The organism is Enterobacter sp. BNK-34 (assembly GCF_048684445.1).
Lineage (GTDB): Bacteria > Pseudomonadota > Gammaproteobacteria > Enterobacterales > Enterobacteriaceae > Enterobacter > Enterobacter pseudoroggenkampii.
This window is the reverse complement of the sequence record NZ_JBLQUA010000001.1, coordinates 2,436,701-2,451,412: the sequence shown is the minus strand read 5'-3', so window position 1 is coordinate 2,451,412 and position 14,712 is coordinate 2,436,701. Positions and strand designations below refer to the sequence as shown.

Annotated in this window: 12 protein-coding genes; 10 read left to right on the top strand and 2 right to left on the bottom strand. The window is 56.8% G+C overall.

Annotated features, from left to right (window positions below; genetic code table 11):
- The first annotated feature begins 117 nt into the window (after positions 1–117).
- Together entD and ACMGG5_RS11950 are read left to right on the top strand one after the other, a co-directional pair.
- On the top strand, positions 118–771 hold the full coding sequence (entD, locus tag ACMGG5_RS11955; RefSeq protein ID WP_420277908.1) for an enterobactin synthase subunit EntD: 654 nt from the start codon (positions 118–120) through the stop codon (positions 769–771).
- A 323-nt stretch (positions 772–1,094) separates the two neighbouring features.
- Positions 1,095–3,200: a prolyl oligopeptidase family serine peptidase gene (locus ACMGG5_RS11950; protein WP_090417862.1), complete on the top strand. Its 2,106-nt coding sequence runs from the start codon at positions 1,095–1,097 to the stop codon at positions 3,198–3,200.
- Positions 3,201–3,246: 46 nt separating this feature from the next.
- Here the strand turns inward: ACMGG5_RS11950 and betT are convergent, their stop codons facing one another.
- Positions 3,247–5,280, bottom strand: a complete 2,034-nt coding sequence (betT, locus tag ACMGG5_RS11945) for a choline BCCT transporter BetT (protein ID WP_024906970.1) — start codon at positions 5,278–5,280, stop codon at positions 3,247–3,249.
- 128 nt (positions 5,281–5,408) lie between these two features.
- On the opposite strand from betT, the gene betI reads away from it, so the two are divergent.
- The 8 genes from betI to ACMGG5_RS11905 all read left to right on the top strand — a co-directional run bounded on the left by betI (position 5,409) and on the right by ACMGG5_RS11905 (position 13,851).
- Positions 5,409–5,996 carry a transcriptional regulator BetI gene (betI, locus tag ACMGG5_RS11940; protein ID WP_029741650.1) on the top strand — a complete coding sequence of 196 codons (588 nt, stop codon included), beginning with the start codon at positions 5,409–5,411 and terminating at the stop codon, positions 5,994–5,996.
- A gap of 13 nt (positions 5,997–6,009) precedes the next feature.
- Complete coding sequence (gene betB, locus ACMGG5_RS11935) at positions 6,010–7,482, top strand: betaine-aldehyde dehydrogenase (RefSeq protein ID WP_420277907.1); 1,473 nt, start codon at positions 6,010–6,012, stop codon at positions 7,480–7,482.
- Between the two features lie 13 nt (positions 7,483–7,495).
- Positions 7,496–9,160: a choline dehydrogenase gene (gene betA, locus ACMGG5_RS11930; RefSeq protein WP_063621087.1), complete on the top strand. Its 1,665-nt coding sequence runs from the start codon at positions 7,496–7,498 to the stop codon at positions 9,158–9,160.
- Between the two features lie 144 nt (positions 9,161–9,304).
- Positions 9,305–9,868, top strand: coding sequence for a fasciclin domain-containing protein (locus ACMGG5_RS11925; RefSeq protein ID WP_024906966.1), 564 nt, complete (start codon positions 9,305–9,307; stop codon positions 9,866–9,868).
- A gap of 43 nt (positions 9,869–9,911) precedes the next feature.
- Positions 9,912–10,466, top strand: a complete 555-nt coding sequence (locus ACMGG5_RS11920) for an RNA polymerase sigma factor (protein WP_420277906.1) — start codon at positions 9,912–9,914, stop codon at positions 10,464–10,466.
- On the top strand, positions 10,463–11,110 hold the full coding sequence (locus tag ACMGG5_RS11915; protein ID WP_420277905.1) for an anti-sigma factor: 648 nt from the start codon (positions 10,463–10,465) through the stop codon (positions 11,108–11,110). The genes ACMGG5_RS11920 and ACMGG5_RS11915 overlap by 4 nt, the downstream gene beginning before the upstream one ends.
- A 272-nt stretch (positions 11,111–11,382) precedes the next feature.
- Positions 11,383–12,123, top strand: a complete 741-nt coding sequence (locus ACMGG5_RS11910; RefSeq protein ID WP_024906963.1) for an SDR family oxidoreductase — start codon at positions 11,383–11,385, stop codon at positions 12,121–12,123.
- 33 nt (positions 12,124–12,156) lie between these two features.
- Positions 12,157–13,851: a thiamine pyrophosphate-binding protein gene (locus ACMGG5_RS11905; RefSeq protein ID WP_420277904.1), complete on the top strand. Its 1,695-nt coding sequence runs from the start codon at positions 12,157–12,159 to the stop codon at positions 13,849–13,851.
- A 33-nt stretch (positions 13,852–13,884) separates the two neighbouring features.
- Here the strand turns inward: ACMGG5_RS11905 and ACMGG5_RS11900 are convergent, their stop codons facing one another.
- On the bottom strand, positions 13,885–14,583 hold the full coding sequence (locus ACMGG5_RS11900; protein ID WP_420277903.1) for a GNAT family N-acetyltransferase: 699 nt from the start codon (positions 14,581–14,583) through the stop codon (positions 13,885–13,887).
- Between the last annotated feature and the right edge of the window lie 129 nt (positions 14,584–14,712).

Below are 14,712 nucleotides of genomic sequence, written 5' to 3'. Positions count from 1 at the left end.
AGGGCGAGGTGAAAGCAAAACGGCAACCCCGTTGCCGTTTTTAGTGTTTGCTCCCTCTCCCCGTGGGAGAGGGCCGGGGTGAGGGCATCAGGCCGCACAACTCTGAAGGAAAAAACCATGCACACCACCCACAGCACATTTTCTCTCGCTAACCACACCGTCCACCACGTCACCTTCGACCCAACCACCTTCACCGACACCGATCTCCTTTGGCTCCCCCACCACGCTGAGCTTTCCAACGCCGGGCGCAAACGCAAAGCCGAGCATCTGGCAGGCCGCATCGCCGCCGCGTATGCCTTACCTGACCACACCGTGCCCGGCATCGGCCCCAGCGGTGAACCTCTCTGGGCTGACGGCGTATCAGGGAGCATCACCCACTGCGGCACGCAGGCGATGGCGCTTGCCGTCCGTCATCCATATGCGCTTGTGGGTATTGATTGCGAAGCCATTCTTCCTGACCGTGAAGCCCGAGAAATCCAGGACGGCATCATTGATGCACAGGAAGCGATGTGCCTGAAGCGTTCGGGCTACCCCTTTGCGCTGGCGTTGACGTTGGCATTCAGCGCCAAAGAAAGTTTGTTTAAAGCCCTGTTCCCTACGGCAAAGCGCTACATGGGATTCGACTGTGCACGCGTCACTGCGTTGAATCAGAAAACTATCGCGTTGACGCTCAGCCATCCGGCAGGCCGTTATCAGCAGGGAAAATGCTTTAGCCTCGACTGGCTACGTGTTAATGGAGAGGTATATACCTTGATTGTCGTTCAGGAATAATGCTGCCCTGTTTATTGCTCCCGGAAATTAAACACTAAAAATAACGAAACTCTCACTTCCTACCATTTATAATAGCCACCAAAATCTTCCTGAAGCATTTAAAAGTATGCGGGCGAGTTTTTTCATAACAGAATTTGGTCATAAAACCTCGAGCCAGATCAAAAATACGAGGATAAAAAATCAATAAATACAAAATAAGTTATTTCAATTTTATATTTTCAGGAACATTATTCCTTCGCTGTTCTACCTTAACTCGATGTGACTAAGGAAACATGACGTACCCAACTAACGCCACTAACAGAACAACATGAGCCCAGCCAGAAATGAAACATTGTCTGATACCGAGAATAAAACATATCAGCAAGCAGATAATTATTAGTACCCTCGCATTTTTCGGCTGTCTCTTTTTCGTTCATGCTAACGAAAATCCCTATGAGGATGACATGGATCCTTATCATTGGATGGAAACTCACCCCCAACAGACCGCGCGCTGGTTAAATCAACGCTCAAACCAGACGGTTAACATGCTCCACGCCCTTCCCTGGCGAAACGTGCTGGCGAAAAGGTTGAGCGAGTTAGTGAATACGGCCCCCACTATTTCAGACATTTATGATGCGGGAGACAATCGTTTTTATCTCCGCTCATCGGTCGAACATCCCTACCTGCGGCTGTTTGTAAAACAAGCGGGAAAGCCTGAACGTGTGCTCATCGATCCGCCTGTGGGTTATGGGATTAACTTTTTCATTCCTTCACATGATGGTCGCTTCGTTGCCGTTGGGCGCTCACGAAATGGAACGGAAAGCACGGATATCACGGTGATCGGAGTGGCTGATAACGTGGTATTAGACACTCGCATCCCCGCCGTTCGCTACCCCAATGTTGTCTGGGCCGCAGATAATCAGTCCTTTTATTACAGCCTGAACACTACAACTCAGGATTCAGGACGGCAGACCTGCGGCAAGGTCTATCTCCACCATATAGAAAGCAACAACGATATTATGACGTTTGACTGGCGCACCATTCCAGAACTCGCACAGCAGTCCTGCGAAAACGTTAATCTTTACGCCTCCCCTGATTCTGACTACCTGATTGTTAACGTGTCAAAATCCATTAGCGGTTATGGCAGCTCTCTTTTTTCCGCTAAAAAAGACGCAGATGGCAACGGCACGCTCAACTGGATCAGGATTGTTGATCCCGATGAAAATGTTTCTGCCTTTGTTTATTCCGGGGAGTGGATTTATCTGGCGAGCTATAACGCCTCCTCAGGCTATGATATTTCACGCATCAATCTGGCGGCTCCTGCCTCCACCAAAGAACCCGTGATGAGCTGGTCGAACGGAGAGTTAACACAATTAAGCCTGAGCAGGGATTCACTTTATGTGGTTTATCATGACGCTGGCAGCAGTAAATTCATGCGTATTCCGTTTGCTGAAATCAATAAACACCAGACAATTCCGGTCCCCGCAAATGAAGACGTGAGTGCGATATTTGCCAGCAGCGATAGTCAGGACATTCTCTTCACCCGCCAGGGCTGGCTGAAGCCCCCCGTCATTTATCATTATCAACCTGCGGACAACATTATCCAGAAAACAGAGTTAATACCGCCGTTAAGCCAGCCCCTGACAGACTATGTGACGGAAGAAAAATGGGTCACTACAGCAGACAATATTCGCGTCCCACTGACCCTCATATACCGTAAAGGCATTGCGCGCGATGGTTCGGTCCCTACCTGGTTGACGGCTTATGGCGCGTACGGCGTGAGTACGTTTCCTTCATTCGATCTGACCCGTCTGCTCTGGCTGGAACAAGGCGGTATTCTCGCTATCGCGCATGTACGCGGAGGCGGTGAAATGGGCCCTGAATGGCACGAAGCAGGAAGAGCAGATAAGAAAGAAAATTCCATTACCGATTTTATCCGTTGCGCGGAATATCTTATCGACAGTCGCTACACCTCACCGTCAAAACTGGCAATCGGGGGTGAAAGCGCGGGGGGAATTATCGTGGGTATGGCGATGACCCGTCGCCCGGAACTGTTTGCCGCTGTGGCCATAGACGCAGGGATGCTCAATACCAGCCGACTGGATAACATTCCGATAGGCGTGATGAACTATGACGAACTGGGATCGCCGCTGACGCCGTCAGGCAGACTAAACTTATTGAAAATAGATGCTTACCGGCATCTGGTACCTGAAAAACGTTATCCTCCCGTCCTGTTAACCGTGGGCCTGCATGACCAGCGCGTTTCCCCGTGGCAAACAGCAAAATTCGCCGCCCGTTTAGAGGAAATAGGCTCGCCGCGCAGCGTGCTGGTTCTGGCTTACCGTCAGGGAGGACACAGTGCCGCAACCTATGCCGAGGCCGATTCAAAATTAGTCGACACGGTAAGCTTCTTTATCTGGAAAACCGGTCTTCACGTTCAGGATAGATGATAGCGGCACCCGTTACGGGTGCCCTGTCATTCATACACGAAATGGTTCAAACATCCGGGAACATCACGCTATTCCCCGGCGCTTCCCTGTGCAGATGGATAAAGTTCAGGTGCCGTTCATACTGATCCAGAATGTCCGTAATTACCTGCTCCTTGCTGTAGTCCATCAAATCGTTCCCCTGGCTCCCTTCCAGCAGGAAGGTCTCCAGCCGGTAGTAGGTCGATTTCCCGCTGCGCGCCCGGTAGGTAAAGCCGGGGACCGAGTACTGCTGCGGCCAGATCTGGTAGACAAAATTCTGCTCGTCGCCCATGTGCACCAGCAGGTCCAGGTGCCCCAGGGTCTCGCCCTCCTCCGGCGGCAGGTTTTTCAGCTCCACGTAGGCGCCACGCAGCTTAAGTTCCTGCGCCACCTCTTCCATCGCCGGGAAGCAGACCGTCTCCATCATCTGTTTGGTGTAGCGCGTGCCCGGGTAGTTCATCAGGCGCGAGAGGCGTTTCTTCCAGCTCAGCCGGTCCTGCGCGCCCATCGGACGCGGCGCGGTGTCGCGGCTGGCGCTGACGCGGCGGTAATCTTCCACCTTGAGGGACTTATACAACCCGGCCATCACGAAGAAGATAACGAAGCTGAACGGCAGCCCCATGATCACCGTGGTGTTCTGCAGCGCAGAGATGCCGTTGGTCATCAGCATACCGAGCGTCAGCAGGCCGATGGCGACGGACCAGAAGATGCGCAGCCAGTTCGGCGCATCGCTGTTGATGTCCTTCAGCTTCGAGGTGAAGTTGCCCAGCACCAGCGCGCCGGAATCCGCCGAGGTGACGTAAAACAGCAGGCCGGTAATAGTCGCCACGGAGGCGCTAAAGGTGAACGCCGGATACTGCGCCAGCAGGCTGTAGAAGCCTCGCTCCGGGTGCGCCATCGCTTCCTGCGCGAAAGTAGCATTGCCGTGGATAATCTCGTGCAGCGCGCTGTTGCCGAACACCGACAGCCACAGCAGGGTAAAGGTGAACGGGATGATCAGCGTGCCCATCACAAACTGGCGGATGGTGCGGCCACGTGAAATACGCGCCAGGAACAGGCCGACAAACGGCGACCACGCGACCCACCACGCCCAGAAGAACAGCGTCCAGTTGTTCATCCACTCTACAGGGCGGTCGAAGGCGAAGCTGTTCAGCGTCATGCCCATAAAGCGGTTCACATAGTCGCCCACGTTCAGCACTAAGGCATTGAGCAGGAACGAGGTATCGCCCATAAACAGCACGAACAGGATCAGGCCCAGCGCCAGCGCCACGTTCAGTTCGGAGAGCACGCGGATGCCCTTATCGACGCCCGACGTCACCGAGATGGTGGCGATAATGACGGAGAGCGCAATCAGCGCCGCTTTCGCCGCCATCGAATCCGGAATATCAAACAGCACGCTCAGCCCGTAGTTAAGCTGCACCACGCCAATCCCAAGCGTCGTCGCGATACCGAAGATGGTGCCGATCACCGCCGCAATGTCGACGCTGTGGCCAATCGGGCCGTTTATCTTTTTACCGAAAATCGGGTACAGCGCGGAGCGGATGGTGAGGGGCAAATTATAACGATAGCTAAAGTATCCCAGCGCCATGCCCATCAGGGCGTACATCGACCAGCCGGTCAGGCCGTAGTGGAACAGCGTCCAGACCATCGCCTGGCGCGCGGCCTCCATCGTCTGCCCTGCCCCTTCCGGCGGCTGCATATACTGCGTGACCGGTTCCGCCACGGAGAAGAACATCAGGTCGATGCCAATGCCTGCGGCAAACAGCATCGCGGCCCAGCTCAGCAGGCTGAACTCGGGCTTTGACTGCTCAGGCCCGAGCTTCACCGAACCGAAGCGCGAGCAGGCAATGCAGACCACGAAGACGATATAGAGCGTCGCCGCCAGCAGGTAGTACCAGCCGAAGGTCTTCGACACCCAGTTCAGGGTGCGCCCAATCCACTCGGCAGAAAAATCGCGAAAGAAGATCGTTGTCAGGGAAAACAACAAAATCAGCCCGGCAGACGTATAAAAAACGACCGGGTTGATTTTGTCTTTTTCTCTGTCCTGTGAAAGGTCTGTCATCCAGTATCCCCACTGTTTTTGTAACTATTAAAATCCAAATCCGCAACAATTAAGACACATTTTATATTGAACGTCCAATCAAAAACCGCTTTAATGGTTAACCAACGCTGATGAATGGAGTGGCAAAAATGCCCAAAGTGGGGATGCAGCCGATCCGGCGCAGGCAGCTTATCGACGCCACGCTGGAAGCAATAAATGAAGTGGGAATGCATGACGCGACGATCGCGCAGATCGCCCGTCGGGCAGGCGTTTCCACGGGGATCATCAGTCACTATTTCAAAGACAAAAACGGTCTGCTGGAAGCAACCATGCGCGACATCACCGGCCAGCTGCGCGACGCGGTATTGAGCCGCTTACGCGCCCTGCCGAACGCCAGCGCGGAGCAGCGACTGCAGGCGATTGTCGGCGGCAATTTTGATGAAACCCAGACCAGCGGCGCGGCAATGAAGGCCTGGCTGGCCTTCTGGGCAAGCAGCATGCACCAGCCGATGCTCTACCGCCTGCAGCAGGTAAGCAGCCGCCGCCTGCTGTCGAACCTGGTGTACGAGTTCCGCCGCGAACTGCCGCGCGAACAGGCCGAAGAGGCGGGCTACGGCCTGGCGGCGCTGATCGACGGGCTGTGGCTGCGCGCCGCGCTAAGCGGCAAGCCGCTGGATAAAACCCTGGCACAATCGCTCACCAGCCACTTTATCAGCCAGCATTTACCGACCGAATAACCGAGGAGAATTTATGTCCCGAATGGCAGAACAGCAGCTTTATATCAATGGTGGTTATACATCGGCCACCAGCGGTCGCACCTTCGAGACCATCAACCCGGCCAACGGTGAAGTCCTGGCGAGCGTACAGGCCGCCGGGCGCGAAGACGTCGATCGCGCCGTAGAAAGCGCAACGCGCGGGCAAAAAGTCTGGGCGGCGATGACCGCCATGGAGCGCTCTCGCATCCTGCGTCGCGCCGTCGATATCCTGCGCGAGCGCAACGACGATCTGGCAAAGCTGGAAACCCTCGACACCGGTAAAGCGTATTCCGAAACCTCAACCGTGGATATCGTCACCGGCGCGGACGTGCTGGAGTACTACGCGGGACTGATCCCGGCGCTGGAAGGCAGTCAGATCCCATTGCGCGAGACCTCATTCGTCTACACCCGCCGCGAGCCGCTGGGCGTGGTGGCGGGTATCGGGGCGTGGAACTACCCGATCCAGATCGCCCTGTGGAAATCGGCCCCGGCGCTGGCGGCGGGCAACGCGATGATCTTCAAGCCAAGCGAAGTGACGCCGCTTACCGCTCTGAAGCTTGCCGAGATCTACACCGAAGCGGGCCTGCCGGACGGCGTGTTTAACGTCCTGCCGGGCGTGGGCGCGGAGACCGGCCAGTACCTGACCGAGCATCCGGGCATCGCGAAAGTCTCCTTCACCGGCGGCGTCGCCAGCGGCAAAAAGGTGATGGCCAACGCTGCGGCATCGTCCCTGAAAGAGGTGACGATGGAGCTGGGCGGCAAATCGCCGCTGATTGTGTTTGACGATGCCGACCTCGATCTCGCGGCGGACATCGCCATGATGGCCAACTTCTTCAGCTCCGGCCAGGTGTGTACCAACGGCACCCGCGTGTTTGTTCCGGCTAAGTTCAAAGCCGCGTTTGAGCAGAAAATCGTTGAGCGCGTGGGCCGCATCCGCGCGGGCGATCTGTTCGATGAAGCTACCAACTTTGGTCCGATGGTCAGCTTCCCGCACCGCGAAAGCGTGATGCGCTACATCGCCAAAGGCAAAGAGGAAGGCGCGCGCGTGCTGTGCGGTGGCGACGCGCTGAAGGGCGAAGATTTCGATAACGGCGCGTGGGTGGCTCCGACCGTATTCACCGACTGTACCGACGAGATGACCATCGTGCGCGAAGAGATCTTCGGCCCGGTGATGTCCATCCTCACCTATGAGTCCATTGAGGAAGCGATTCGCCGCGCCAACGACACCGACTACGGGCTGGCGGCAGGCATCGTCACGGCCGACCTGAACCGCGCCCACTGTGCCATTCATCAGCTCGAGGCGGGCATCTGCTGGATCAACACCTGGGGTGAATCCGCCGCAGAGATGCCGGTCGGCGGCTACAAGCACTCCGGCATTGGCCGCGAGAACGGCGTCATGACGCTGCAGAGCTACACCCAGGTGAAGTCCATCCAGGTTGAGATGGGTAAATTCCAGTCCATATTTTAACCGGGAGGTTTATTTGCAATTTGACTACATCATTATCGGGGCCGGCTCTGCCGGCAACGTGCTGGCAACGCGACTGACTGAAGATCCGAATACCACCGTCCTGCTGCTTGAGGCAGGCGGACCGGATTACCGCTTTGACTTCCGCACCCAGATGCCCGCCGCGCTGGCGTTCCCGCTGCAGGGCAAGCGCTACAACTGGGCGTACGAAACCGAACCAGAGCCGTACATGAACAACCGCCGCATGGAGTGCGGGCGCGGCAAAGGGCTGGGCGGCTCGTCGCTGATCAACGGCATGTGCTACATCCGCGGTAACGCGATGGACCTCGACCACTGGGCAAAAGAGCCGGGTCTGGAGCACTGGAGCTACCTCAACTGCCTGCCCTACTACCGCAAGGCCGAGACGCGCGACGTGGGGCCGAACGACTACCACGGCGGCGACGGCCCGGTGAGCGTCACCACTTCGAAACCGGGCGTGAACCCGCTGTTTGAGGCAATGGTGGAGGCGGGCGTGCAGGCGGGTTATCCGCGCACTGACGATCTTAACGGCTATCAGCAGGAAGGCTTCGGCCCGATGGACCGCACGGTCACGCCGCAGGGCCGACGCGCCAGCACCGCGCGCGGCTATCTGGACCAGGCGAAACCGCGTCCGAACCTGACCATCCGCACCCACGCCATGACCGATCGCATTCTCTTTGAGGGCAAGCGCGCGGTGGGCGTCGAGTGGCTGGAGGGTGAAAGCACCATCCCATCCAAAGCGACGGCAAAAAAAGAAGTGCTGCTGAGCGCCGGGGCGATTGCCTCCCCGCAGATCCTCCAGCGCTCCGGCGTGGGCAACGCTGACCTGCTGAAACAGTTCGATATCCCGCTGGTACACGATCTGCCCGGCGTGGGCGAAAACCTGCAGGATCACCTGGAGATGTACCTCCAGTACGAATGCAAAGAGCCGGTCTCCCTCTACCCTGCCCTGCAGTGGTGGAACCAGCCGAAGATTGGCGCCGAGTGGCTGTTTGGCGGCACCGGCGTGGGCGCGAGCAACCACTTCGAAGCGGGTGGGTTTATCCGCAGCCGCGAGGAGTTTGAGTGGCCGAACATTCAGTACCACTTCCTGCCGGTGGCGATTAACTACAACGGCTCGAACGCGGTGAAAGAACATGGCTTCCAGTGCCACGTCGGTTCCATGCGCTCGCCGAGCCGTGGACACGTGCGCATCCAGTCGCGCGATCCACACCAGCATCCGGCGATCCTGTTCAACTACATGTCCCACGAGCAGGACTGGCAGGAGTTTCGCGATGCGATCCGCATCACCCGCGAGATCATGCACCAGCCCGCGCTGGACAAGTACCGCGGCCGTGAAATCAGTCCGGGTATTGACTGCCAGACCGACGAGCAGCTGGACGAGTTCGTGCGCAACCACGCCGAAACCGCCTTCCACCCGTGCGGCACCTGCAAGATGGGCTATGACGAGATGGCGGTGGTTGACGGCGAAGGCCGCGTTCACGGGCTGGAAGGGCTGCGCGTGGTGGATGCGTCGATTATGCCGCAGATTATCACCGGCAACCTGAACGCCACCACCATTATGATCGGCGAAAAGATTGCCGACGCCATTCGCGGACGCGAGCCGCTGGCGAAGAGCACGGCCGCGTATTATGTGGCGAACGGGGCACCGGTTCGCCGCTGAGGATATTTCCCCTCACCCCATAGGGGAGAGGGGATCAACCTCCCCTTCAAAAATTTATTTTTATTTTCCTGCATCCAGTTTCCACCCGCCCCTCGTATATCAGTCTGTGAGCAACCCCTTTGCTCCCCAATCCGAGGAAAGATGATGAAAAAGCTAACCCGTGTTGCATTCGTAACCAGCGCTTTACTCTTCTGTGCAGGCGCATCAGCCGCCATGACGTCAGGCTCCGTGATGGTGGGCGGAGCGGAAATGTTCCCGAGCAAAAATATTGTTGAAAACGCCATAAACTCGAAAGATCACACCACGCTGGTAGCCGCCGTCAAAGCGGCAGGACTGGTGGATACGCTTCAGAGCAAAGGGCCGTTCACCGTGTTTGCGCCGACCAATGCGGCGTTTGCGAAATTGCCTGCCGGCACGGTCGAAAACCTGGTCAAACCCGAAAACAAAGCCACGCTCACCAGCATCCTGACCTATCACGTGGTCGCCGGTAATTACGATATGAAAGCGCTGGAGCAGAAAATTAAACAGGGCGGCGGCCACGCGGAGCTGAAGACCGTTAACGGTCAGCCGCTGTGGATCATGAGCAACGGCCCGCACAATATTCAGCTTAAGGACGGTAAAGGCAATGTGGCGAACATTAGCACCTATGACGTTCATCAAAAAAACGGCGTGATCGATGTGATTGATACCGTCCTGATGCCTAAGTAGTTGTCTATACTTCGGAAGTGTGACGTTGCCTTCCGGGAAAAACATGGATAACGCGCTGGCTGAACAGCAACTGAAATTAATGCAGGCGGTCGCAAACGGCGATCGCCGTGCATTTGAACAACTTTATCGACTCACGTCGCCACACCTGTTTGCCGTCGCGCTGCGTATGCTACGTGACCGCGCGTGGGCAGAAGAGATCCTTCACGACTGTTTTATCACCGTCTGGAGTAAAGCCGAAACCTACAACGCTGCACTGAGCTCCCCGATGACCTGGCTTACGCACATTGTGCGCAACCGCTGTATTGACTGGCTGCGCAGCGGACAAACCCGCGCTGCCGACCGCGAGACAGCGTATAACGACGCGCTTTTGCCTTGCGAGAACGATGAGCAGAGTAACTGGCACGACGATGTGCAGGCAGAGCGGCTCAGACAGTGTCTCGAACATTTGAGCAGCGAGCAGCGCCAGAGCATTACGCTCGCCTACTATCAGGGAATGTCTCACAGCGACATTGCCGACTGGCTCCAGCAGCCTCTGGGCTCGGTGAAAAGCTGGATACGTCGGGCAATGGACCATCTTCGGGAGTGTGTCGGGCTATGAATGACGCAGAAAAACGCGACGACATGCTGGCAGCAGAGTATGCCCTCGGCACGCTGCGGGGAGGAGCGCGGCTTCAGTTCCAGAAAAGGGTCCTCCATGAACCCGCTCTGGCCGCCCGCGTGGCGTACTGGCAGGAAATGTTCAGCACGCTGGATAGTCATCTTGTGCCCGTCCCGCCACCCGAGACGGTGTGGAAGAGAATCGCCCTCGATCTGCCGCCCAAAAAGCCTTTACGCAAAAGTCGGCCTTATGTCGGCTGGATGGCTGCGGCCTCCCTCGCCGCCCTGTCGGTCGTTGCCTGGTATGCCATCCGTACCCCGGAACTCGCTCCGCTGATGGTACTCAACGATACCCAACAGCACGGACAGTGGGTCGTCAGCGCGGACGCCAGCCGTCAGCACCTGAGCATTGCCCCTCTTCGACCAACGGCCGTCGCGGCGCAACACAGCCTGCAGCTTTGGCTGCTCCCAGGCGGGCAGGCTCCGGTATCCATGGGGCTGCTGCATAACGACATCCCCACACGCGTCACCCTCAGGAACACAACGCTCCCTCCTGACGCCACGATAGCCATAAGCCTTGAACCAGAGGGCGGATCGCCCACTGGACTCCCTACTGGCCCGGTGCTTTACAGTGGCAAATTGTAATCTCAGGCCCTGTTCGCAGGGCCACTATCGTGACCCCATTTCATTTATATACTATTCTCGGTTACCTATAAGATTTAAATATTAAGCCTGCAATTAATTTAATTATTAAAAAACGACATTGACAGACTCTTCCGTACTCCATTAAGTTTTAAACGAACATCATTTTATTCCCAATACACAATATATCCAAAACCGCGTTAATGAATTTGTCATTATTCATTAACGCTTCTCTGCCTTTTATTTTTTGCATCACTCAATAGCGAGATAAGATCATGAATAATAGTGCAAACAAGGTTGTTGTCATTACTGGTGCCAGCAGCGGTATTGGTCAGGCGATTGCCCTCCATTTAGCGAATAACGCGTTTTCGCTGGTGCTGGTGGCGCGCCGTCTGGACAGAATTAATGCCCTGGTGGATCAGATTATTCAGCAAGGCGGCAAGGCTATTGCCGTTAAGGCCGATGTCACCCGTCAGGAAGAGGTTCAGCGCGCCATTGACGCTGCCGTTGCCGCCTACCAGCGCGTGGATGTGCTGATCAACAACGCGGGCTTTATGGCTATCGCCCCCCTCAGCGAGCTGAAAACCGACGAATGGGACAAGATGATTGATACCAATCTGAAAGGTGTACTGTACGGCATCGCTGCCGCTTTCCCGGTGTTCCAGCGTCAGGGCAGCGGGCATTTTATAAACGTTGCCTCCGTCGCAGGCATCAAGGTGCTGGCGCCTGGCGGCGTGGTGTACAGCGCCACGAAATTCGCCGTCCGCGCGCTGAGTGAAGGCTTACGTCAGGAGGCGGGTAAAACCCTCCGCACGACGCTTATTTCACCCGGCGCCGTTGAAAGCGAACTGCAATTCGGTAGCTCTGACGAAGAGAGCAAAAAATTTCTCCATGAGTTTTATAAGCAGGCTATTCCGGCTGACGCGATTGCCCGCGCGGTTTTATTTGCTATTGAACAGCCTGGCGACGTTGATATTAATGAAATTGTTGTTCGTCCAACGCAGGAAGAATTTTAGCCTGGGTTAAATAATACTGAATGAGGTGTCAGTATGATTAAATCATTAACGTCCTTATCAGATCTCAATATGCGAACGGGTGCCGATATTCTCCTTGAAGTGCTGGAGAGTGAAGGCGTGGAATATATTTTTGGCAACCCCGGTACCACCGAGCTTCCACTCATTGATGCCCTGCTTCGCCATGAAAATATTCACTATATTCTGGCGCTTCAGGAAAGCACCGTAGTGGCGATTGCTGACGGCTATGCGAAAGCCTCCGGCAAAACGGGCTTTATCAATTTGCATACCGCCAGCGGTCTGGGGCACGGCATGGGGAATCTGATTAATTCGCGGATCATGAAAACCCCGCTGGTGGTCACCGTTGGACAGCAGGATACGCGGCACTACGTCCGCGACCCGCTGCTGTATGATGATATTGTTTCCATTGGCTCCCCGGTCATGAAATGGGCGCAGGAGGTCACCAGCGCCGACCAGCTCCCGGTGCTGGTGCGCCGCGCGTTTCACGCTGCCAGCTATCCTCCGGCTGGTCCGGTGCTGCTCTCTCTGCCAATGAACGTGATGGAAGAGCTCAGCGACGCCGGGATACAAACGGCCTCTAAAGTGAACTACCACACCGTGGCGGGCTCGCTGGACGAACTGGCCGAAGAACTGAGCCAGGTTACGCCCGGCAGGATCATGATTGTGGCGGGCGATGAGGTGCACTCCAGCGGCTCGACGCAGGAGATTGTCCAGCTGGCGGAAGCGCTCAGCGCCCATGTCTACGGCTCCTCCTGGCCGCTGAATTTGCCTTTTCCCACTCAGCACGCGCTCTGGCGGGGCAATATGCCCACCACCGCCAGCGAAATCGCCAGCATCATCAACGCCTACGATGCCGTATTCATCATCGGCGGCAGAAGCCTGATCACCATTTTGTACAGTGAGGGCGAGGCCATTCCGGCGACCTGCGCGGTGTATCAGCTCTCGGCGGATATGCACGAGCTTGGCCGCACTTATGCCACTCGCCTTTCGGTGATGGGGGATATCAAACTGTCCCTGCACGAACTTTTGCCAAAGCTTAAGCTGCGCCTGATCGCCAGCACGCTGGCCCACCAGCGGCTGCTGGTTGCAGCCCGTGACGAACGGGAGAAGGAGTGGCAGCAGCAGGAGGAACGTCTGGCCGCCGAGCGGCTACGCCCGGCGATCTCCCCGATGGTCGCAGCCTGGGAAGTCATCCGGTCCATTCCGGCGGGTACCACCATCGTGGATGAGGCGATAGCGACCGCCCGGCATGTCCGCCGGTTCATCTCTGACCAGCAGCACCAGCGCTACTACTTTATGCGCGGTGGCGGACTGGGCTGGGGGATGCCTGCCTCAGTAGGGCACTCGCTGGGACGCGGACGGGAGCCGGTGGTCTGCCTGATAGGTGACGGAGCCTCCCTGTACTCGCCGCAGGCGCTCTGGACGGCGGCACACGAAAATCTGCCGGTCACCTTTATCGTCATGAATAACAGGGAGTACAACATCCTGAAAAACTTTATGAAGAGCCAGGCTGACTACAGCTCAACGCGGCTGGGGCGTTTTATCGGGATGGACCTGGTGAACCCGCATATCGATTTTCAGTCGCTGGCCACCGCCATGGGCGTCCACTGCTGCCGGGTAACCGAGGCTGCAGATATCGCCGAAGCGGTAGCGCGCGGGCTACAGTCAGGAAAAACCAACCTGATAGAAATCGCGATTTCCGCGGATTAGCCGCGCGTTTACGCTGTACCCTACATAAAACACTTATAACCGAAACGCCTCAAGGCGCCTTATCTGACGCCCGTCGTCGTCAAAATTCTCCGCCGCCAGCCAGGCGCGCAGCTCCGCGTCTCTTTGCGGCCATTCGCCGTCAATAATAGAAAGCATATCGCTGTCGCGGTTGCGTCCTTTGCGCACCAGCTTCTGGCGCAGGCGCCCTTCCCAGACAAACCCCAGCCGCTCCGCAGCCCTGCGTGAGGCAACGTTCATCGAATCGCACTTCCACTCGAGGCGCCGGTAGCCGTGCTCAAACGCATTTTTCAGCAGCAGCCACACCGTTTCAGTGCCGATGCGGGATCCTTTCATTTTGCGCGACCAGGTGACGTGCCCGATCTCCACCGACCCCAGCAGCCGCTCGTTGGCCATATAGCTCACCAGCCCCACCGCACGTTCGGTGCGTAAGTCAATGACGGCAAACGGCACCAGCTCATCGTCCATCACCTTCGCCATGACCCAGTGCGCGGTGGCTTCCACGCTCGCTGGCTGCGTGCTGGCAAGCCACGTCCAGTCGCTGTCGTCGCCCAGCGCGTAGGCCTCATAGAGATCGGCCGCGTGGCGATCGGCGTCCAGCGGCTCCAGGCGGCAATACTGGCCGAACAGCGGCGTGCGGGTTAACGCGCGCGCGCCTTTCCAGTCGGGTACGAGATCGTTAACGGTTTGACCATGTTGATTGATTTCGGGCACGGCGGTGACTCCCTGAAAGGTAAGGCATTTGTTATATCAGGTTAAAAAGCGCGCGAAAAGCAGCGTATTTTAATAGCCCGAGCGCATGCGATATTCCCGGAAGGCATAAGTAAAGCTGAATTTCGACTT